23 protein-coding genes and 1 pseudogene are annotated in these 18589 nt (G+C 51.8%); 22 read left to right on the forward strand and 2 right to left on the reverse strand.

From position 1 onward, the window contains the following. The first annotated feature begins 79 nt into the window (after positions 1-79). A complete protein-coding gene (locus ACMGGX_RS19320; protein WP_047958750.1) occupies positions 80-325 on the forward strand; it encodes a hypothetical protein in 246 nt (81 codons plus the stop codon). A gap of 41 nt (positions 326-366) precedes the next feature. Here ACMGGX_RS19320 and ACMGGX_RS19325 read toward each other — a convergent pair whose 3' ends face one another. Beyond that, a complete protein-coding gene (locus tag ACMGGX_RS19325) occupies positions 367-729 on the reverse strand; it encodes a hypothetical protein (RefSeq protein ID WP_420298784.1) in 363 nt (120 codons plus the stop codon). Between the two features lie 429 nt (positions 730-1158). On the opposite strand from ACMGGX_RS19325, the gene ACMGGX_RS19330 reads away from it, so the two are divergent. Further along, positions 1159-1590 (forward strand): hypothetical protein, encoded by a 432-nt coding sequence (locus ACMGGX_RS19330; protein ID WP_420298785.1) that lies wholly within the window; start codon positions 1159-1161, stop codon positions 1588-1590. Positions 1591-1651: 61 nt separating this feature from the next. Here the strand turns inward: ACMGGX_RS19330 and ACMGGX_RS19335 are convergent, their stop codons facing one another. Beyond that, positions 1652-2116, reverse strand: coding sequence for a hypothetical protein (locus ACMGGX_RS19335; protein WP_420298786.1), 465 nt, complete (start codon positions 2114-2116; stop codon positions 1652-1654). Between the two features lie 52 nt (positions 2117-2168). On the opposite strand from ACMGGX_RS19335, the pseudogene ACMGGX_RS19340 reads away from it, so the two are divergent. The 20 genes and pseudogenes from ACMGGX_RS19340 (at position 2169) to ACMGGX_RS19435 (ending at position 18581) form a co-directional block, all read left to right on the forward strand. Beyond that, a pseudogene (locus tag ACMGGX_RS19340) lies at positions 2169-3166 on the forward strand (terminase small subunit). Beyond that, a complete protein-coding gene (locus ACMGGX_RS19345) occupies positions 3144-4451 on the forward strand; it encodes a terminase large subunit domain-containing protein (protein ID WP_420298787.1) in 1308 nt (435 codons plus the stop codon). The pseudogene ACMGGX_RS19340 and the gene ACMGGX_RS19345 overlap by 23 nt, the downstream one beginning before the upstream one ends. Before the next feature lies 1 nt (position 4452). Then, positions 4453-5841, forward strand: coding sequence for a DUF4055 domain-containing protein (locus tag ACMGGX_RS19350; protein ID WP_420298788.1), 1389 nt, complete (start codon positions 4453-4455; stop codon positions 5839-5841). Position 5842: 1 nt separating this feature from the next. Continuing rightward, positions 5843-6940: a phage minor head protein gene (locus ACMGGX_RS19355; RefSeq protein ID WP_420298789.1), complete on the forward strand. Its 1098-nt coding sequence runs from the start codon at positions 5843-5845 to the stop codon at positions 6938-6940. Between the two features lie 80 nt (positions 6941-7020). Further along, positions 7021-7791, forward strand: a complete 771-nt coding sequence (locus ACMGGX_RS19360) for a hypothetical protein (RefSeq protein ID WP_065102449.1) — start codon at positions 7021-7023, stop codon at positions 7789-7791. A gap of 11 nt (positions 7792-7802) precedes the next feature. After that, positions 7803-8756: a major capsid protein gene (locus tag ACMGGX_RS19365; protein WP_370883815.1), complete on the forward strand. Its 954-nt coding sequence runs from the start codon at positions 7803-7805 to the stop codon at positions 8754-8756. A 53-nt stretch (positions 8757-8809) separates the two neighbouring features. Then, positions 8810-9037, forward strand: a complete 228-nt coding sequence (locus ACMGGX_RS19370; RefSeq protein WP_420298798.1) for an Ig-like domain-containing protein — start codon at positions 8810-8812, stop codon at positions 9035-9037. Positions 9038-9073: 36 nt separating this feature from the next. Then, positions 9074-9556, forward strand: coding sequence for a DnaT-like ssDNA-binding protein (locus ACMGGX_RS19375; protein WP_370883814.1), 483 nt, complete (start codon positions 9074-9076; stop codon positions 9554-9556). After that, positions 9556-9906 (forward strand): hypothetical protein, encoded by a 351-nt coding sequence (locus tag ACMGGX_RS19380; protein WP_420298790.1) that lies wholly within the window; start codon positions 9556-9558, stop codon positions 9904-9906. Before ACMGGX_RS19375 ends, ACMGGX_RS19380 begins: the two co-directional genes overlap by 1 nt. A 1-nt stretch (position 9907) precedes the next feature. After that, complete coding sequence (locus ACMGGX_RS19385) at positions 9908-10492, forward strand: hypothetical protein (RefSeq protein WP_420298791.1); 585 nt, start codon at positions 9908-9910, stop codon at positions 10490-10492. After that, complete coding sequence (locus ACMGGX_RS19390) at positions 10489-10899, forward strand: DUF4128 domain-containing protein (protein ID WP_063944176.1); 411 nt, start codon at positions 10489-10491, stop codon at positions 10897-10899. The genes ACMGGX_RS19385 and ACMGGX_RS19390 overlap by 4 nt, the downstream gene beginning before the upstream one ends. A gap of 66 nt (positions 10900-10965) precedes the next feature. Continuing rightward, a complete protein-coding gene (locus ACMGGX_RS19395) occupies positions 10966-11637 on the forward strand; it encodes a phage tail protein (protein WP_025913016.1) in 672 nt (223 codons plus the stop codon). A gap of 64 nt (positions 11638-11701) precedes the next feature. Then, positions 11702-12013 (forward strand): phage tail assembly chaperone, encoded by a 312-nt coding sequence (locus ACMGGX_RS19400; RefSeq protein WP_023344275.1) that lies wholly within the window; start codon positions 11702-11704, stop codon positions 12011-12013. Between the two features lie 47 nt (positions 12014-12060). Further along, positions 12061-12324 carry a DUF1799 domain-containing protein gene (locus ACMGGX_RS19405; RefSeq protein WP_370552061.1) on the forward strand — a complete coding sequence of 88 codons (264 nt, stop codon included), beginning with the start codon at positions 12061-12063 and terminating at the stop codon, positions 12322-12324. Continuing rightward, positions 12321-15233 (forward strand): phage tail tape measure protein, encoded by a 2913-nt coding sequence (locus tag ACMGGX_RS19410; RefSeq protein ID WP_420298792.1) that lies wholly within the window; start codon positions 12321-12323, stop codon positions 15231-15233. The genes ACMGGX_RS19405 and ACMGGX_RS19410 overlap by 4 nt, the downstream gene beginning before the upstream one ends. A 75-nt stretch (positions 15234-15308) precedes the next feature. After that, positions 15309-16112, forward strand: a complete 804-nt coding sequence (locus tag ACMGGX_RS19415; protein ID WP_313148659.1) for a DUF6694 family lipoprotein — start codon at positions 15309-15311, stop codon at positions 16110-16112. 55 nt (positions 16113-16167) lie between these two features. Further along, positions 16168-16515 (forward strand): phage tail protein, encoded by a 348-nt coding sequence (locus tag ACMGGX_RS19420; RefSeq protein WP_420298793.1) that lies wholly within the window; start codon positions 16168-16170, stop codon positions 16513-16515. Further along, positions 16512-17267: a phage minor tail protein L gene (locus ACMGGX_RS19425; protein WP_317454781.1), complete on the forward strand. Its 756-nt coding sequence runs from the start codon at positions 16512-16514 to the stop codon at positions 17265-17267. The genes ACMGGX_RS19420 and ACMGGX_RS19425 overlap by 4 nt, the downstream gene beginning before the upstream one ends. A gap of 1 nt (position 17268) precedes the next feature. Then, a complete protein-coding gene (locus tag ACMGGX_RS19430; RefSeq protein WP_088205518.1) occupies positions 17269-17991 on the forward strand; it encodes a C40 family peptidase in 723 nt (240 codons plus the stop codon). Continuing rightward, positions 17991-18581: a tail assembly protein gene (locus ACMGGX_RS19435; protein ID WP_063440014.1), complete on the forward strand. Its 591-nt coding sequence runs from the start codon at positions 17991-17993 to the stop codon at positions 18579-18581. The genes ACMGGX_RS19430 and ACMGGX_RS19435 overlap by 1 nt, the downstream gene beginning before the upstream one ends. Positions 18582-18589: the final 8 nt, after the last annotated feature.

Genomic DNA, 18589 nt, shown 5'->3' on the forward strand with positions numbered 1-18589 from the left:
AGCGTTATAAAAACTCGTATATGGGTGGGTTTGATAGATTGATGGTGGTATTGTCATTGAAAACCAAAGGAGATTTTTAATGACAGATTATGAGATTGAGGACATTGCGGGGACTATGATTCCTTTTAGAGGCTTACAATTATTGTCGATTGGCCCGATGAAGAGGCTCGTTTGGCAATGGGAGGTCAATGGCAATCTAAGAAGTCACAGTGAAATTATTCAGGATGGGGTTGCTTTAAGTGCTTCGCAACTTAGTGAGCAGCTTGCCTCAGCTATTGAGGGTATAAAGGCTAAATACCCAGATGAAGAATTCATTAGGCATTAAGTGTCGAAAACATAAAATACAACCGCCTACGGGCGGTTTTTTTAGTCCCATATGAATCGTGTCGTTTGTGGGGTGAAAGTTATGGTGGCTTGGTTCCAGTTTTTTCCGGCAAGAATTTTCTCTATGCATTGTGTAGCGTAAAGGGCATCTGGTGGAGTGAAAGATATATATTCGCTTTCGCTGGTTAACTTGAAGTCATGTATTGAAGCGATTGCGGTGCGTCCTTCATTGTCAATGTTGCGGAAACAGGAAATCCTCGCTTCGTAAAACGTGTCGGGTAAACCCTCTAGCATGCATCCTGTGGCCCATTGCAAAAGCTGTTCATTTGAATACTCCGGCTGAGTGGTTGGAGCTTCCTGCTGCTTACTTATGAGCCGCTTAAATGTATTGAGAAAGGAAAACATGTCACCTCCATGGTTTTTTTCAAGGTTAGCATAGTATTGCAATCCACCCGGAGAGATCCATCGTTAGGGTAACATCCATGATAAGGGATAATGACAATGATATCCCCACATGAGGATAAGCCCATGAAGCACTGAAGTGGATAGTCCGAAGCCGAAAGGCAATGCAGCAGTCATTAAGCTGCCCCGAGTCGCATAATGGCGAGAAGGTATAGCAGACCGATGTGAGGATAAATAAGGGAACATGCTCCGGTAAAGCAGCACGAACGCTATACGCGCACCGGTTATAAGCGGCGATGAAGCACCAACAACTCAAGGGCATGGGTGTGGCCACTCCGGGAAGTGTCAGCCATTACAAAGCTCACCTACTGGTGGGCTTGATAATGGTGATGGTACGTCTATCGTTTAATTAAACAAGCGAGGCATGCCTGTATGTTCAAACCAACAAAATATATTCTCATTACATTTACGATGTTTACCGTATTTGCTCAAGCCGATGATGAATCGCAGGTTTCTGACGTTGTTTATGAGTGTGGGGATGGTTACATTGTGAGTTTTCATCAATCCAAAGTAACCAATGATGTTGTTCTTCTACAGAATAATCGTTTGATTTCAAAGTTTTCACCGCCAGTTCAGCAGGCAGTAACCACTTTAGAAGGTGACCTTGTTAGCAGTACCATTCTTACTGATGCAAGTGGGCTTGAAGGTATGACAATCCAGCAACAAGCAGTTGCTTTAGCTGAACGAAATAATATTGAGTTTGTTTATCAACGAAGGAGTAAAGCACCTTGGAATGAAAGAACGGGTCTGATAATTTTAGACGCAGGGCAACAGAAGATAATTCCTTGTAAGAAATCAAATTGATAGGTTCAGGGCTGTTTTTTATTGCCATCCCCTGCGAAATGGGCAGGCGATGGCATAATACTCACTCAGTATCGGTGTTGCTCAACGGAGTAACTTTATCCATCTGCTTTGCCGATAGCTCCGCTTTCAACTTTGAAAGCAATGACGCTTCGATTGCATTTAACATGGACTCGGTTTGAGCGTTGAACCCAGCGAATTTAATCACGCGTTTTGTTACTTTTCCTTTTTCGGCACTTGCATCTAAGCCGAAATCAGCGGTACTAATCTTTGTACCCACTCCGCCCTTGAGGGAGTTTCCGTAATACTCTTCAATTTCTACAGTTTCGGAAATCAGGGTTCTTCTTGCGATTGATAATTCTTGCTCAATCTTTGCATAAGCATGAAGAGACTCAGTGGTTATCTCGTCTCTATCTAGAGCACCAGAGGTGCCTTGAATACCCGGGTTTTTAATTGCCGGTTCTTCGAGCTCAAGAACGCTCAATGACGCCATTCTCACAATGGTAGAAAGTAGTGCATCGATCATCATAATAAACCTCCACAATTTTCCATCAGCATAACAAGTAAATGTAGGAATCAAAATGGCAAAACCGGACTGGGGCGAGCTACAGCAACGGTTCCTGTCCGAACATGCCGCAACCGGCGTATCACCAAAGGAATGGTGTGAAGCGCAGGGACTGAACTACGCTACCGCCCGTCGATATATCAAAAAACCTTCTGCGCAAAAACCTGCGCTAGAAAAAAGTGCGCACTGCGCAGAAAGATACAAAGCGCAAAAGAGCTGGTGGATGATGATGGACTTACTGCTCAGCAGCGCTTATTTGTCGCGGAGTACCTGAAGGATGGCAATGCCACACAGGCAGGTATCCGGGCTGGCTACAGTAAAAAATCAGCTGAACAAATCGGCTATCAACTCCTTCAGAAAACTTCAGTTGCGCAAGCCATTGCGCAGCAGCAGAAAGCCTCGATTGCGCGCACGCTTGGCAGTGCCGATGAAGTCCTCGCGCAGATGTGGCAGCTTGCCACCTTCGATGCAAACCAGCTTTCGCAGTATCGCCGCGGCGCTTGTCGTTATTGCTGGGGCTTTGGCCATCACTACCAGTGGCGCGATGCAGTTGAGTTCGACGAAGCACTCGGCAAAAACTGAAGGCAAAGGAGGGTGTAAGACCACCGCGAGGACACTGGCGGCTACGGTTACGATCACAACCGAGAACCTAACCCTGAATGCCCGCGCTGTAATGGTGACGGCATTGGCCAGCCTTACTTCCCTGATACACGCAAACTCCCGGCCTCTTCCAGGCTCGCCTATTCAGGCGTGAAGGTTGGCAAAAATAGCGTCGAAATCGCAGCCATCAGCCGTGAAAAAATGTTCGAAGCGGTGATGAAACGCCTTGGCCTGGCTGATAGCGAGTTTGCGCAGCGCCTGCAGCAGATTGAAATCGAACGCCGGCAGCTTGAGGTCGAGAAACTCCGCAAGGAGCTGGCCGGTGATGGTGATGATGACGAACCGACCCCAGTGCAGATCAATATCAACGTAGTGGATGCGAGGGCAGACGATGGGGATCAGCCCGACACTTAACATTCCTCAGGCGCGCTTCCTCGCGATGCAGCACAAATTCAAAGCCTATGTTGCCGGGTTCGGTTCAGGTAAGACGTGGGTGGGGTGTGGTGGCATCTGCAAAGGGATGTGGGAGCACCCGAAGATTAACCAGGGCTATTTTGCGCCAACATATCCGCAGATCCGTGACATCTTCTACCCGACGATTGAAGAGGTGGCCTTCGACTGGGGGTTAACCGTCAAAATCAACGAGGGTAACAAAGAGGTTCACTTCTATGAGGGGCGACGGTACCGCGGGACAACTATCTGCCGCTCGATGGAGAAACCAGGCTCAATAGTCGGCTTTAAAATCGGTAATGCGATGGTTGATGAGCTGGACGTCATGGCGGCTGCTAAAGCGCAGCAGGCCTGGCGAAAAATCATCGCTCGTATGCGTTACAAGGTTGATGGGCTACGTAATGGCATCGATGTAACGACCACACCGGAAGGTTTCAAATTCGTCTATCAGCAGTTCGTGAAGGCGGTACGTGAAAAGCCCCAACTGGCAGCCCTGTATGGGCTGATTCAGGCCAGCACATTCGACAATGCGAAGAATCTACCGCCTGATTACATTCCATCGCTGCTTAGTTCTTACCCTGACGAACTGATTCAGGCCTATCTGCGCGGGAAGTTCACCAACCTTAACAGCGGGACGATTTACCACACCTTTAACCGCAAGCTGAATAACTGTTCTGACGAGATTCAGGACGGTGATCCGCTGTTTATCGGTATGGACTTCAACGTTGGAAAAATGGCCGCGATTGTTCACGTTAAGCGTAATGGCCTGCCGCGCGCGGTCCGTGAGCTGGTGAAGATCTACGACACGCCAGCGATGATTAAGCGTATCCAGGAAGAGTTCTGGCGCTACGAGGATGGCCGATACGTTAAAAGCCGGGAGATTTACATCTATCCGGATGCCTCTGGCGACTCCCGCAAGTCCCAGAACGCCAGCAAGACCGATATTGCTCAGCTCAACGATGCCGGATTCAGCGTCATTGTTGATGACGCCAACCCGCCGGTTAAAGACCGCATCAACTCGATGAACGCCATGTTCTGCAATGCCAACGGTGAACGCCGCTATCTGGTTAACGTTCAGAACTGCCCGGTTTACACCGAAAGCCTCGAGCAGCAAATCTGGGCGGCAAATGGCGAACCGGACAAATCAGCAGATAACGATCACCCCAATGATGCTGGTGGGTACTTCATCGTGAAGGATTACCCGATCGTAAAACCGGCATACTCAATCACCATGGACACCACTTTCTGATATGGCAAACGACGACATCACCTGGGTTCGACCAGAACACCGGGCGGCTTCTGCTGCCTGGAGGAAATACAGGGACTTCTGCAAAGGATCTGAGGCGGTAAAGGCAGCGGGTAATAAGTACCTGCCTTATCTCGACCCAACTGATAAATCCACGCGCAACCGTAAGCGTAATGAGGACTATCTAAGCCGTGCGGTGTTCTACTCAATTGCTGGCAACACGAAAATCGGCATGCTTGGCATGGCATATCGAAAGGATCCTACCTTTAATGGTCCTGAGAAGCTGAAATACCTGCTGGACAATGCTGACGGGGCCGGTACCAGCATCTATCAGCAGTCTCAGCTGGTGGCTGAGAACGTGCTGGAGGTCGCGCGAGAGGGGCTTTATGTCGACTATGCAGAAGCCTCCGATGAGGCGATCATTCTCCGCTATCCGGCAGAGAACATCATCAACTGGAGAACAAAGCGCATTAACGGGCGCGATCAACTGGTGCTGGTGGTGCTGCGCGAATGCGTAGAAGAGCCGGATGGTTACGCTTACAAGGATGAAATCCAGTACCGCGAGCTGGCGCTGGAAGAAGGGCGGTTCATCTGCCGGGTATGGCGCCGGGCTGGTGGCACCGCAAGCGGAACCTACACCGTTGATAGTGAGTACCACCCTAAGCCGAAAGGAAAGGACTACTGGGACGAAATCCCGTTCACTTTTGTCGGCGCTCAGAACAACGATCCCACTATCGATGATTCACCCCTGGCCGCGCTGGTGGAGATAAACCACGGACATTACCGTAACAGTGCTGACTATGAAGACAGCGTGTGGTTCTGTGGCCAGGTGCAGCCGTACATGACTGGGCTCGATACCGGCTGGCGCGATCACCTCGAGAAGAAGGGCGTGAAAATTGGTTCCCGATCACCGCTTTTGCTTCCCAAGGAGGGCTCGTTTGGCTATGCCCAGGCGCAGCCGAACATGCTGGCTAAAGAGGCCATGGACAGTAAGCGCGATTACATGGTGCAGCTGGGCGCCCGACTGATTGAGCAGAACGCCACGGCGAAGACGGCAACCCAGGCGAGCGGTGAGCAAACATCATCAACATCAGTGCTCGGTATCTGTGTTTCAAACGTTTCTGAGGCCTATACACTGGCGCTTGGCTGGTGTGCGAAATACCTCGGCATCAAGGGCGAAACGACGAGTTACACCATCAATCAGGAATTCATCGCGAAGGTTGCTGAGTCGGGCATGGTGACGGCAATCGTCAATGCCTGGCAGTCCGGTGCGCTGCGCGATAGCGATATGATTCGCGCGCTGCAGAAGCTTGATCTCATTGACCCGGCCGACAGTCCGGACGAGGTTATTGATGCACTTCGCAATCAGGCACCAACGTTGACGGGAGGCTGATATGCCCACCATTAACGAAAGTCTGCGCGATGAGTCGATCGCACATTCCGTCTGGTTAAGCCGCTACGCCACCGGCGTGGCAAACCGGATGGTGAAGTTGCTTAACGAGACGGATGCTGACCTGTTGGCACGTCTACTGGATGCGCTGGACAGATTGCCTCCTGAGAGCTTCACCGTTAGCCGTCTGCAGAGTTTACTGGGCAGCGTGCGCGATCTTAACCATCAGGCCGTAGCCACCATGCAGGCAGGGCTCGAGACTGAGTTGGTGGCGCTGGCAAAGAACGAAGCCAGTTATCAGCTGAGCCTGTTCGATTCCCTTTTGCCATCACAGGTCTTGTCTCACTATCCGCTGCAGGGCATCACCGCCGATATGGTGTATGCCGCGGCGATGGCGCAGCCCTTTCAGGGGCGGCTGCTGAGTGAGTGGGCGGATAATCTGGAATCGGACAGGCTGGCGCGTATCGTGAACGCCGTCCGCAGGGGCTATCTTGCCGGCGACACGGTAGAAACTATAGCCCGCAATGTTCGTGGCCACGCCAACAAAGACTATCGCGACGGCGCGCTGCAGATGAGCAGGGCAAATGCCGCCAGCATCGCTAAAACAGCTGTGAATCATCTGGCTGCCACAGCGCGCAACAGCTTCACCAGCGCCAATAGCGATATCGTGAAAGGCAAACAGTGGCTGTCTACGCTGGACAATAAAACCAGCCACGACTGCATTATTCGTGACCTGCTGCGTTACACCCTGGATAACAAACCGGTCGGGCATAAGGTGCCTTACCTGCAGGGACCCGGGAAGATTCATTTCTGCTGTCGTTCTACTGAAACCCTGATTCTCAAGTCCTGGCGCGAACTCGGCATTGATATTGATGAGATGGACGAGGGCACTCGTGCCAGCATGGATGGCCAGGTGCCAGCTAAAACCACGTATCTGGAATGGCTCGGGCGTCAGCCAGCTCAACGGCAGGATCAGGTTTTGGGTGCCGAGCGTGGCCGTCTGTTCCGAGCCGGTGAAATCAACCTGGCTGATATGTTCACTGACAAAGGCGAATGGATCAGCCTGGAACGCTTGAAGCAGCTCTCAGGCACTGACAACTAACAACCACTTCTTACTTCACGCCCTGGCATCTGCCGGGGCTTTTTTATGGGCGAGGCCCGGCAAAATCCCGAGGGGAAAATATGTTAATTCGAAACATGCTTCTGAAATTCTATGCACCAGAAAGCGGCGGCGAGGGCAGCGGTGGCGGTGGTATCGAAATCACCCCTGAAATCCAGAAGCTTATTGATGAGCGTGTGACCAGCGAAGTCACTGGCCTGAAATCGAAAAACTCTGAGCTGCTGGGCACAATTAAGCAGCAGAAAGAAAACCTGTCCCGCTTTGAAGGTATCGATCCAGACGCTGTGCGCGGCATTCTCCAGCGTTTTTCCGACGACGAAGAGGCAAAGCTGATTGCCGCCGGAAAAATCGATGAGGTGCTCGATAAGCGCACCGAGCGTCTGCGTGCTGACGTCGACAAGCAAATTAAAGCCGCAAACGAGCGCGCGGACAAAGCCGAAGCGTTCTCCAACAAATTCCGGGATCGAGTTCTGGGCGATGCAATCCGTGCAGCAGCCTCAAAAGCTGGCGCGCTGCCGGAAGCATCCGACGATCTGATTCTGCGTGCCAAAGGCACATTCCAGCTCAACGACGAAGGCGAGGCCGTAGCAGTTGATGCAAATGGCGATGTTCTATTCGGTAAAGACGGCAAAACCCCACTAAGCCCGCTTGAGTGGGCGGAGTCTCTTAAGGAGACGGCTCCGCATCTGTTCCCACGCGCGGAAGGCACCGGCGCGGGCGGACACAAACCAAACGGTGGTGGAAGCCTCAAACGTTCCGAAATGAGCGCCAGCGACAAAGCGGACTATATCCGCAAGCATGGCCAGCAGGCCTTCCTCAAACTTCCAAAATAAGGGATTAACCCATGTCTACCACTGTTAATAGTGACCTGATCATTTATGACGACCTGGCGCAGACCGCTTTCCTTGAGCGACGACAGGATAACCTCGCAATCTTCAACGCCTCTTCCAACGGTGCGATCCTGCTGGATAACGAGCTGATTGAAGGCGATTTCCGCAAGCGAGCCTTCTACAAAGTGGGCGGTTCTATCGAATCGCGTGACACGAACTCCACCGATAAAGTGACGGGCAAGAAGATTGGCGCCGGCGAATCCGTATCCGTCAAAGCACCGTGGAAATATGGCCCGTATGAAACCACCGAAGAGGCATTCAAACGCCGCGGCCGCTCTGTCGACGAATTCTCCGAAGTGATCGGCGTTGATGTGGCAGATGCCACGCTGGAAGGCTACGTGAAATATGGCCTGAAAGCACTGACTGCGGCGATTGGTGCTAACACCGACATGGTCGTAACTGCCGACATTGAGACCGACGGTAAAAAGACCCTGACGCGTGGCCTGCGCAAATATGGTGACAAGTTTAACCGCGTGGCTCTGTTCGTGATGCACTCTGCGACCTATTTCGACATTGTCGATGAGGCGATTGCCAACAAAATCTACGAAGAAGCAGGCGTGGTGGTTTACGGCGGGCAGCCGGGCACGCTTGGTAAACCTGTGCTGGTGACCGACACCATGGACGCTGATGCGATCCTTGGGCTGGTGGCTGGGGCTGTTACAGTCACTGAGTCTCAGGCGCCGGGATTCCGTTCCTACGATATCAACGATCAGGAAAACCTTGCGGTTGGCTATCGCGCTGAAGGTACCGTGAACGTTGAACTGCTGGGCTACAGCTGGGATACCGCAAAAGGTGATAACCCTGACCTGACCGCCATTGGAACTGCGGGAAACTGGAAGAAGCACTTTACCAGCAACAAATCTACGGCAGGCGTGCTGATTAAGCTGGGATCCGCAGTGGGGGAGTAACGCTGTCAGCGGATAAAACCTCCGCAACCGCTGACAGCACAGATGCGGTCACCATTTCCCTGAAGTACACGCTAAATGGCGCAGGTGTTTCCAGCAAAACTGTTACCTGGAGTTCAACGGGCGGTACGCTAAGCACGGCCAGTTCTCAGACCGGTTCTGCTGGTGGGGCGACAGTCAAACTCACCTCTGATACAGCAGGCACCTTTACCGTCACCGGTACTGTTGATGGTATTGCTAAATCCAGTGAGAAAATCACCTTCACCGCACCTGCTGCAGGCTAACCGATGGGGCGTAAGCCCCATTCTATGGAAGCTCAGATGATTAATACCGATATCACCGCCGCTGACGTTAACAGTTACGCCAGCGAAGATGAACTGGCGTCATTTGCGGAAATACGCGGCATTGAACTGCCTGACAAGATTACACCTTTGCTGATTAAGTCAATGGACTACCTGGAAGGGCTTGATTGGGTAGGTTCCAAAGCAGACCCTCGACAGCCGCTGGCCTGGCCACGCGCAAATGTCATTCTGGATGGACACGACTTCCCACCCGACCAGGTGCCGCGGCAGGTTATCACCGCACAATGCATGCTGGCTATCGAGGCAATTGATGGCGATTTGCTTTCAAGCGTTCGTGAGGCCGCGGTTAAAACCGAACGTGTCGAAGGCGCCGTTACCATGACCTATGCGGTTGCCGATGGTGAGGCGTTTACACCTTCTTACCCGGCGGTAATGGCTATTCTCGGCGACCTGGCTGGTGGGCGTGGATATGCAATCAATGCTTTCGCGGAGCGCTCGTAATGGCCATCAACTATCAGCGAATGCAGGCGACAACGACTCGTTTGCTCAAGCAGAACGGCATTGCATACAACGTCACGCGTAAGGGCACGTTAATCGTCATCGGTGGTGTGGAGCATCGTTCCGAGGATATCCAGTTCACCGCCACAGGAGTGAAGACGGATTACGTACCTGGAGAAATTGACGGAACGGTCATAGAAAACGGCGATGTACGGATTGTCTTCACTGCTGAGAAGGACATTAAAATCGGCGATCTGATCGTCGTGGACGGCGTAAGCCACCGCGTGGTTAAACCTAACCCCGTGAAACCGGGCCCTGTGGTGATCTGCTACAAAGCTCAGTTGAGGGCATAACGTGGACGATAATAAGGCGTTCATGGCTGCCATCACCGCGTTCGTGGACAAAGCCAAAGCGAATCAGGAAGAGGTCGTACGTGCTGTCTGCATTCGGATCCTTAATCAACTGGTGATGATGTCACCTGTCGGCAACCCCGAACTCTGGGGCATCAACCAGACGGCAGCCTCTTACAATCAGGCGGTATACGACCATAACGAAGCGCAAAAATCGGACCCTAATAATCTGACTAAAACCGGGCGACTCAAGAAGAAGGCTCGACTGGTGGATGGGATGGATATCAAAGCGCCGCCCGGATATACCGGTGGACGGTTTCGGGGCAACTGGCAGGTGTCTTTTGATGCACCGACCACAGATGAAACGGGACGTGTCGATAAAACCGGAAATCTGACAAAAGCCGCAGGAAATTACACGCTGTCGCTGTTCAAAGTCGGGATGAAGGCTATTTATTTCTGCAACAACGTCCCTTACGCGTATCGACTGGAGATGGGGCACTCTTCCCAAGCTCCGGGAGGCATGGTACGCATTACTGCTGCTGAGCTTCAGCGATTTTTTGAGGATGCAGTAAGGGAGGTGACTAAATGATCCCCGATATCGCGGCGGCGCTGGCCGCCAGGCTCGGCGAGTGGGCTGATGCTGAAGGGATCCCAGTTGCATGGGAAAACGTGCCTTTCACACCGCCATCTGATGGGCTCTATCTTGCTGTCCATGACATGCCCGCCACGCCGCGTACGGTAGACCTTGGATTGCGCTGCCGCATTTATTCAGGTGTATACCAGATTAACGTTGTGGCCCCAGCCGGCACAGGCCGTAGCGATGTTGTGGCCCTGGCTGATCGCGTGGCTGAATTGTTCCCCGAGGGGCAGGAGATTGAAGGCAGGGGTTTTACATGCTGGATAGATCAAACGCCTGGTGTTTTCCGCGGGGTCACTACATCTGTCGCTTATACCGTTCCCGTTAGTCTCAATTATCGAGCTGATATCTCCAGCTAATCCTCACAACCTACTAAACCTGACCGGCTCTTTGCCGGTTTTCCCGTTTCTAAAGGAGTAACCAATATGGGCTTTGCATTGCCTAATGGCGCCCACGTCTATCTGGCATCGGGCTATGGCCCAGCCATTTCTTTCACCGGGGCGACGAACGCCGAAAACATGGTAATCACCGTGAGTGAAGCGGACGCACTCAAGGTGGGTGATATTGTTCATGTGAACTGCAACTGGTCCGGTGTTGATAACGTCATTGCAAAAATTGATGCGATTGCCGAAAGCGCCGTAACTCTTCGCAACATCAATACCACCAACAAAAACAAATATGCCGCTGGTGGCGGTACCGGTTCGATCCGCAAGGTGCTTGAATGGACCGAGCTGCCGCAAATTACTGAGGTGTCGAAATCAGGTGGCGATCAGAACACTACACAGATTCAGTTCCTCAGCGATGATCGCCAGCGCAACCTGAATACCTATAAATCCGCAGTCTCCCAGACCTACTCGATCGCTCACGACTCAACTCTCCCGGTATATCCGTTGCTGCGCCAACTGGACGAAGACGAAGAGACGGTTGCGGCTTACATGTACGTGCCGAAGGCGAAGGAAAACCGTTACTGGGCGGCCACGGCGTCCTTTGACGATACGCCAACTACTGCGGTTAACGAGGTAGAGACAGTGAGTGTGGTGCTGAACCTGCAGTCACCGGCGATGACGTTCTACAAGGTGACTGACGCTGCCGCCTGACCCGTCAGAGCTTTCACTATTCAATGCCTCCCATAACGGAGGCTTTTTTTGTTAAGAGGTATCGATGGCGACCAAATTCACCCTTCAGCCCAAACCAACATTTAAGGCCAATGTCTCGATCCCCCGAGCCGGCGATGAGGATGGCGTGCTGACGTTCACGTTTAATCACAAACCACTTAAAGAACTGGCTGACCTGGAAAAACTCGAAGGCAAAACCGCCACTGATTTTCTGATGGAAATCATTTCTGGCTGGGCACTTCCCGATGCATTCAACGCGGAAAACCTGTCGGTGCTGCTGGAAAACTATCCGGCGGCAATGAAGGCAATCCCGGAAACCTACTACCGCGAGCTGATGGGGCAGCGCGAAAAAAACTGATAGCGGTTGCCTCTGCGTTCTATACGCCTGAACCCACCCCGGCAGACCTGGCGCCATATGGTCTTTCGCCGGATGACTACGACGATCAATACATCGACGTCTGGCCAGATGTATGGCCTTCATTCCTGGTGTTTCAGGCTGTCAGCACGCAGTGGCGCACGGGCATGGGAGGCGCATCAGGGCTTGATTATAACGTGCTGCCCTGGGTGATGAGCCTGCACCACGTTGAGGACGAGGCAACCGCGCTTTCGGACATCCGAATCATGGAGAGCGCCGCACTAAAAGTTATGCATAAAGAGAGGTCGGAATGAGTAATGACATCGCCACGATTTCCCTGCGCGTAAATACCACTGAGCTGGAGCGCGGTAACCAGGCACTAGATCGCTTTCAGGAGACCGCGTCCGCCGCGGCAGGTAAAGCGGATGACCTGAACAGTACGTTCCGCACCGGCATTGATAACCAGAAGAAGAACAGCGAAAGCCTGAAGCAGCAGCGTCAGGAACTGCAGAACCTGCTGAATAAAATTAGTCCGGTAAACAAGGCGCTGGATGAGCTGGACACTATCCAGGAGAGCCTGGCGAAGTTTCGCGGTAAAGGGCTGCTAGGGGATGAAGACTTTACTCGCTACAACAGCGTGCTTGAGACGACCCGAGCTAAACTGGCGCAGGTCATGGAGTCTGAGACCGCAGAGGGGCGGGCTCGCATTAAACAGGCACAGGCAGCGCAGCGTGCAGCTGCGGCGGGCAAGACCTTTATCGATTCGCTGGAAGAGCAGGTCACAGCAATCGGAAAAACGCGCGTAGAATTGTTAGAGCTAAAAGCATCCCAACTTGGCGTGTCCGATCGTGCTGCACCGATGATCGCCCGACTGAAAGAGCAGGAGGAAGCTTGGAAGTCAGGAGCGATCAGCGCGGGGCAATACCGCAACGCGATGCGTTATCTACCGATGCAAATGACCGACATCGTGACTTCATTGGCGTCCGGTATGCCGGTTTATATGGTAGCCATTCAGCAGGGCGGCCAGCTGCGCGATTCGTTTGGCGGTGTAGGCAATGCTCTGAAAGCGATGTTGTCGATGGTGACTCCTGCCCGAGTGGCCATTGGTGGCTTGGCTGGTGCCGTTCTGATTGCGGCAAAAGCGGGAGCGGACTACTTCACCGCCTACGACGAAATTAACAAGGCCATTATCAGGACAGGCAACATTGCTGGCACGTCAGCGCTCCAGGTAATGGCTTCCTCCCAGTCGATTGCTGCTTCTACTGGTGCTACTGTAGAAACCGTTCAGAGTCTAATGACTGAACTGATTAGCATGGGATCGCTCACACAGCAGCAGCTTGAAAAAGTGGCAGGCTCTACGGCACTTGCAGTTCAAACCGGTATTGTTTCGGCGCAGGACATCACCAAGGCATATCAGGATATAGAAAAGGATCCGGTTAAAGCCCTTCAGAGTCTAAACGAACAATACAATTTCCTGACTGTTTCACAGCTTAAGCATATTGATGAGCTGGTGAAACAGAAGGACCAGACCGCGGCCGTTACACAGGCTATTGACCTGTTTGGTGATACGATGGCAGAACGCGGAGAGCAGGCTTATGACTCGCTGACACCGTTTGGTCGCCTGTGGCTGGATATCAAAGACTGGGCGTCTGAGGCCATGCAGAATATCGGTCAGTGGGTAGCTGAGCTGGCATCAAACACACTGAAGGAATTCAACGCAATTTATTACAGCGTTGCGATAGTTTTCCAGAAACTGAACCAGATCATTTCTTCCTCTATCGCTGCTGCGATTAATCTCATTCCTGACTGGGCGAAAACGGATACTTTGCAGGGATGGCAGGACTATAACGAACAAATGGCCGGTGCTTATGGAGACAGTGTTTCTCAGCTGAAAAAAGACTGGGATGCGGCTGATATCAGCGCAGGTAAATACCTCGATACGACCAGAAAGATAAGTACCGCAACCACCCAGAAGGATCGGGAAGGAGTCGCTTCTTTTGGTAAAAAGACCAAAACCGGAAAGCAGGGCACTTTATCGGCTGGCGATCGCAGTACGGATGCTGCCCAGGCCGAGCTACTGGCGCTTCAGGCACAGTTACGCGCGCTGCAGCAGCATAAAGGGCTGAACGATACTATTAGCCAACAGCGCAAAGCCCTTTGGACTACGGAAGCGAAATTTCAGGTGCTGGAAGAGGCCTCCCGATCTCGCTCTCTGACAAAGCAGGAGCAATCTCTGCTCGCGAGTAAAGACCAGGTGCTACAGTTAGCGCGGCAGAAAGCCCTGTTGGGTGATCAGATTTCCGCGCAGGAACTGCTGAACAAGCGCATGGATACCTCGCAGAAATACGTCACGCAAATGGCTGAGAAACAGGCCGCATTACTGGGTGGCGCGGGGATGAGTGACCGCCAGGCGCAGCGAGAGCTGGCAAAAAGTCAGCTCGCCGCCGGCTGGAAAAATACGGGTGGTTCGCTGGATGAAGAGGGATATCAGAAACAGCTTAAGGCAGCTAACGATTACTATAATGCTGAGGATCAGCTACGCGGTGATTGGCTGACCGGCGCGAAAAAGGGATGGGTTGATTTCGAAGACAGCGCGACCAATGTGTACTCCCAGGTGCAGACGGTTACTAGTAACGCGTTCACCGGCATGACCAGCACCCTGACTGATTTCTTCACCACAGGTAAATCTAACTTCTCAGATTTCCTTTCTACTTTCCTCAAGGGCATCGCCCAGATGCTGACCCAACTGGCTCTGGTTAATGGAATGAAGTCAGCGTTTGGTGGAACCGGTATCGGCGCGTTCTTTGGTTTCTCAGGTGGTGGTTTGGTCCCCGGTTTTGATGGAGGCGGCTACACGGGAGATGGCGGTAAATACCAACCGAAAGGCGTTGTACACGGCGGTGAGTTTGTGTTTACGAAGGAAGCGACCCGTGCACTGGGTATCGGCAATCTGTATGCGCTTATGCGTGGAGCTCAGGGGTATGCAAACGGCGGTTATGTTGGCCGCGCCCCGATGTATGGGCTGCAATCTTCGGCAACTGGCGGCGTAACCGTTCAAACGTCCGTGAACGTTCATAACCAGAACACTCAGCAGCAGACTTCTGGTGACAGTGACGCAATTTCTCGGGCTTACAAGCAGACCATTGATCAGTCAGTACGCGCAGGTATAGCCAAACAGCTCCAGCCTGGAGGTCTCATCTGGAATGCAACGAAATCAAGATAAAGTGCCTCCGCAGATTTTGCCGTTATGCCAATTCCTGATAGGATTAATCTCAATTTTTACTGATGGAATAGGGACATGAAAAAAATTGTAGGTGTGTTATTTCTTTCCTTCTTATTAGCCGGGTGCGATAAACCTAAAATTGACTCATCAACTGATGACGCAATGAAATCATCTATAGCCAAGGTCAGAGAATCACTTCCGGAAAATAAACGGGAGGAATTTGATAATGCTTTAAAGGTCGTAGCGTTCAGTAACATTAATATGGCTGATCTGATGCGAGCATCGTCAGAAAGTGACAAAGAAGATCTAAGCAAGAAGATGCGCGAGCCCCTGTCTGGCAAAACTGGTGAGGAAATCATCTCTTATGCCCAGCAAGTAACTGCCGAGAGGGAACTTAAGCAGAAAGAGCAGGCAATTCAGGAAATCAAAGAGCTTGAACAGAAAAAAGCTGACTCTGAGAAGGCCAAAGAAGAACTCAAAAAAGTACAGGTTCTATCATCTCGATTTAGCCTGGAACCTGAAGAGTATGGGAAGCCACAACCTATTATTCGCCTTGTTGTGAAAAACAATACTGATAAAGCTATTTCCCGTGTGTACTTCAATGGAGTGATAGCCAGCGATGGACGTTCAGTTCCATGGCTGGAAAAAGATTTTAACTACGAAATTGCTGGCGGGCTTGAACCGGGTGAAGAAGCTACTTGGGCATTGGCTCCGAATAAGTTTTCTGAATGGGGGCAGGTTGATGCTCCAGCTGATGCGGTCTTCACAGTTACAGTAACGAGAGTAAATGGTGCAAATAAAGAAGCGATGTTTGATGCTTCTGGCTTTACAGAGAAAGAAAACAGCAGGCTTGAAGATTTAAAGAAAAGATATCTTTGAGCTGACTTATCAACTTAACCCGCTTCGGCGGGTTTTTTTTATGCCCGGGGGAAACATGGCGATCGAAATATTTAACTGGCGAACCCAGATTCAGGCGGGCATGGAAGGGGAGTTCACTTACGCAACACGCTCTGCATCCTTTGGCGACGGCTTTGAACAGATCGCCGGTGAAGGGATCAACCCTGAAAAACAGTCATGGCCGATGACCTTAACGGGAAAAAAAGCAGAGATGCTCGATGCACTGAGTTTTTGCCGCAAACACATCACAAAATCCTTTATCTGGACGTCTCCTGTCGGCGAAACCGGTTTATACCGGATTGAAGCTGATTCCATTAAAGTCCAGCCGCTATCCAGCAAGGTGATGACCATAAAAGCAACCTTCAAACAGGCATACGCACCATGATTACTGAAGATTATCAACGCCTCGAACCTGGTGAAAAAATACGTCTTCTTGAGGTAGACGGTTCTGCGTTTGGCCTGGAGGACGTTCTGCGCTTTCACGCTTATAACCTCCCGCATACTGAAGAAGAGATTGCGGCTGCTGGTGGCGACGAATCAAAGTTAAAGGCGAAGAGTATCTGGTGGCAGGGCGAAGAGTATGGTGCCTGGCCATATAAGCTCGAGGGACTGGAAGCTTCAACCGATGGCAGTAGCGCCCAGCCTACGCTCACCGTTGCCAACATTGACAGCTCTATCACTGCACTCTGTCTGGCCTATGACGATATGCTGCAGGCCAAAGTTACGATTCATGACACTTTTGCGCATTACCTGGATGCGCGCAATTTCCCGGATGGAAATCCAACAGCAGATCCCTTGCAGGTGAGAAAGCGGGTTTTCTATATCGACGGTAAAAATAGCGAGCTTCCCGATGAAAGTATCGAGTTTGTTCTTACCAGCCCGATGGATCTGCAGGGGTTAATGATCCCGACCAGGCAGCTGCATTCCCTTTGCACATGGTGCATCCGGAATAGGTACCGCACCGGCGATGGGTGCGATTATGCCGGCACGCTTTACTTCGACAGAAACAACAATCCGGTAAGCGATCCCTCATTGGATCAATGCAACGGCACGCTCACCGCCTGCAAGCTTCGGTTTGGTGAACACAATGAACTTCCTTTCGGTGGTTTTCCGGGAACATCTTTGATCAGGAGCTAATATGCGTCAGAAAACGATTCAGGCCATCCTGGCGCATGCTGCGAAAGAATATCCCCGCGAATGCTGTGGTGTGATAGCGCAGAAAAGCCGGGTGGAACGCTATTTCCCATGCCGTAATCTGGCTGCTGAACCAACGGAACAGTTTCACCTTTCACCAGAGGATTACGCCGCTGCTGAAGACTGGGGGACGATAACGGGAATCGTACATAGTCACCCTGACGCGACGACCCAACCAAGCGAACTGGACAAGGCTCAATGCGATGCAACGTTGCTGCCCTGGCATATTGTCAGTTGGCCTGAAGGAGACTTTCGTACCATTACTCCCCGAGGTGAATTGCCGTTGCTCGGGCGCCCGTTTGTGCTCGGACACTACGACTGTTGGGGGCTGGTGATGAGCTATTTCCGGCAGGAGCATGATGTCGAACTTCAGGATTACCGTGTTGATTATCCGTGGTGGGAGGACTCCTATCCGGATAATTTCTATCAGGATTGCTGGTACGAATGTGGGTTCCGAGAATTCAGTGGATCACCAATGCCGGGCGATTTGATCATCATGCAGGTGGAATCGAATAAGTGGAACCATTCAGGGATCTTGCTGGAGGGGAACATGCTTCTCCATCATCTTTATGGTCACCTCAGTCAACGTGTGCCATATGGAGGTTACTGGATGGAGAGAACCATGAAAATTGTCAGGCATAAAAGCCTAATCATGCAGGAGGGATAATGTGCGAATCCGTCCGTACTGTTCGTCTATATGGTGTTTTGGGTACTACGTTTGGCCGCGAATTCCAACTTTCGGTAGCCTCACCAAAAGAAGCCATCCGCGCATTGTGCGTTATCGTGCCAGGCTTCGAGCGTTTTTTGAATACCAGCAAGCAGCGCGGCCTAACCTACGCTGTTTTCAGCGGTAAGCGTAACCTGAACGATGACGAACTCTCTATGGATCAGAGTAGTGCTGATATCCGTATTGCGCCGGTTATCCTCGGGAGTAAACGTGGTGGAGTATTCCAGACCATCTTAGGCGTGGCTTTGGTCGCAGTTGGTGCTGTGGCGTCATACTTTGGCGGTGGTGCTGTCGGCGTTCCTCTAATGCAATTTGGCGCTGCGATGGCCCTTGGCGGTGTCGTACAAATGCTTTCTCCACAGACAACCGGACTTGCCAGCAAGCAATCGGCAGACAACAAGGCCAGCTACGCATTTGGTGGAGTAACCAATACGACAGCCCAAGGAAATCCGGTACCGCTTCTTTACGGCAAGCGACGAATCGGTGGTGCGATCATTTCTGCTGGCATTTATGTTGACGATCAGCAGTAGCTATAGTG

The organism is Enterobacter sp. BNK-29, from assembly GCF_048684785.1.
Classification (GTDB): domain Bacteria; phylum Pseudomonadota; class Gammaproteobacteria; order Enterobacterales; family Enterobacteriaceae; genus Enterobacter; species Enterobacter cloacae_M.

Bases quoted from the DNA above. Each gene is read 5' to 3' on its own strand.
- ACMGGX_RS19320 (WP_047958750.1), top strand. From the start codon at position 80: ATGACAGATTATGAGATTGAGGACATTGCGGGGACTATGATTCCTTTT.
- ACMGGX_RS19325 (WP_420298784.1), bottom strand. From the start codon at position 729: ATGTTTTCCTTTCTCAATACATTTAAGCGGCTCATAAGTAAGCAGCAG.
- ACMGGX_RS19330 (WP_420298785.1), top strand. From the start codon at position 1,159: ATGTTCAAACCAACAAAATATATTCTCATTACATTTACGATGTTTACC.
- ACMGGX_RS19335 (WP_420298786.1), bottom strand. From the start codon at position 2,116: ATGATGATCGATGCACTACTTTCTACCATTGTGAGAATGGCGTCATTG.
- ACMGGX_RS19345 (WP_420298787.1), top strand. From the start codon at position 3,144: ATGGGGATCAGCCCGACACTTAACATTCCTCAGGCGCGCTTCCTCGCG.
- ACMGGX_RS19350 (WP_420298788.1), top strand. From the start codon at position 4,453: ATGGCAAACGACGACATCACCTGGGTTCGACCAGAACACCGGGCGGCT.
- ACMGGX_RS19355 (WP_420298789.1), top strand. From the start codon at position 5,843: ATGCCCACCATTAACGAAAGTCTGCGCGATGAGTCGATCGCACATTCC.
- ACMGGX_RS19360 (WP_065102449.1), top strand. From the start codon at position 7,021: ATGTTAATTCGAAACATGCTTCTGAAATTCTATGCACCAGAAAGCGGC.
- ACMGGX_RS19365 (WP_370883815.1), top strand. From the start codon at position 7,803: ATGTCTACCACTGTTAATAGTGACCTGATCATTTATGACGACCTGGCG.
- ACMGGX_RS19375 (WP_370883814.1), top strand. From the start codon at position 9,074: ATGATTAATACCGATATCACCGCCGCTGACGTTAACAGTTACGCCAGC.
- ACMGGX_RS19380 (WP_420298790.1), top strand. From the start codon at position 9,556: ATGGCCATCAACTATCAGCGAATGCAGGCGACAACGACTCGTTTGCTC.
- ACMGGX_RS19390 (WP_063944176.1), top strand. From the start codon at position 10,489: ATGATCCCCGATATCGCGGCGGCGCTGGCCGCCAGGCTCGGCGAGTGG.
- ACMGGX_RS19395 (WP_025913016.1), top strand. From the start codon at position 10,966: ATGGGCTTTGCATTGCCTAATGGCGCCCACGTCTATCTGGCATCGGGC.
- ACMGGX_RS19400 (WP_023344275.1), top strand. From the start codon at position 11,702: ATGGCGACCAAATTCACCCTTCAGCCCAAACCAACATTTAAGGCCAAT.
- ACMGGX_RS19410 (WP_420298792.1), top strand. From the start codon at position 12,321: ATGAGTAATGACATCGCCACGATTTCCCTGCGCGTAAATACCACTGAG.
- ACMGGX_RS19415 (WP_313148659.1), top strand. From the start codon at position 15,309: ATGAAAAAAATTGTAGGTGTGTTATTTCTTTCCTTCTTATTAGCCGGG.
- ACMGGX_RS19420 (WP_420298793.1), top strand. From the start codon at position 16,168: ATGGCGATCGAAATATTTAACTGGCGAACCCAGATTCAGGCGGGCATG.
- ACMGGX_RS19425 (WP_317454781.1), top strand. From the start codon at position 16,512: ATGATTACTGAAGATTATCAACGCCTCGAACCTGGTGAAAAAATACGT.
- ACMGGX_RS19430 (WP_088205518.1), top strand. From the start codon at position 17,269: ATGCGTCAGAAAACGATTCAGGCCATCCTGGCGCATGCTGCGAAAGAA.
- ACMGGX_RS19435 (WP_063440014.1), top strand. From the start codon at position 17,991: ATGTGCGAATCCGTCCGTACTGTTCGTCTATATGGTGTTTTGGGTACT.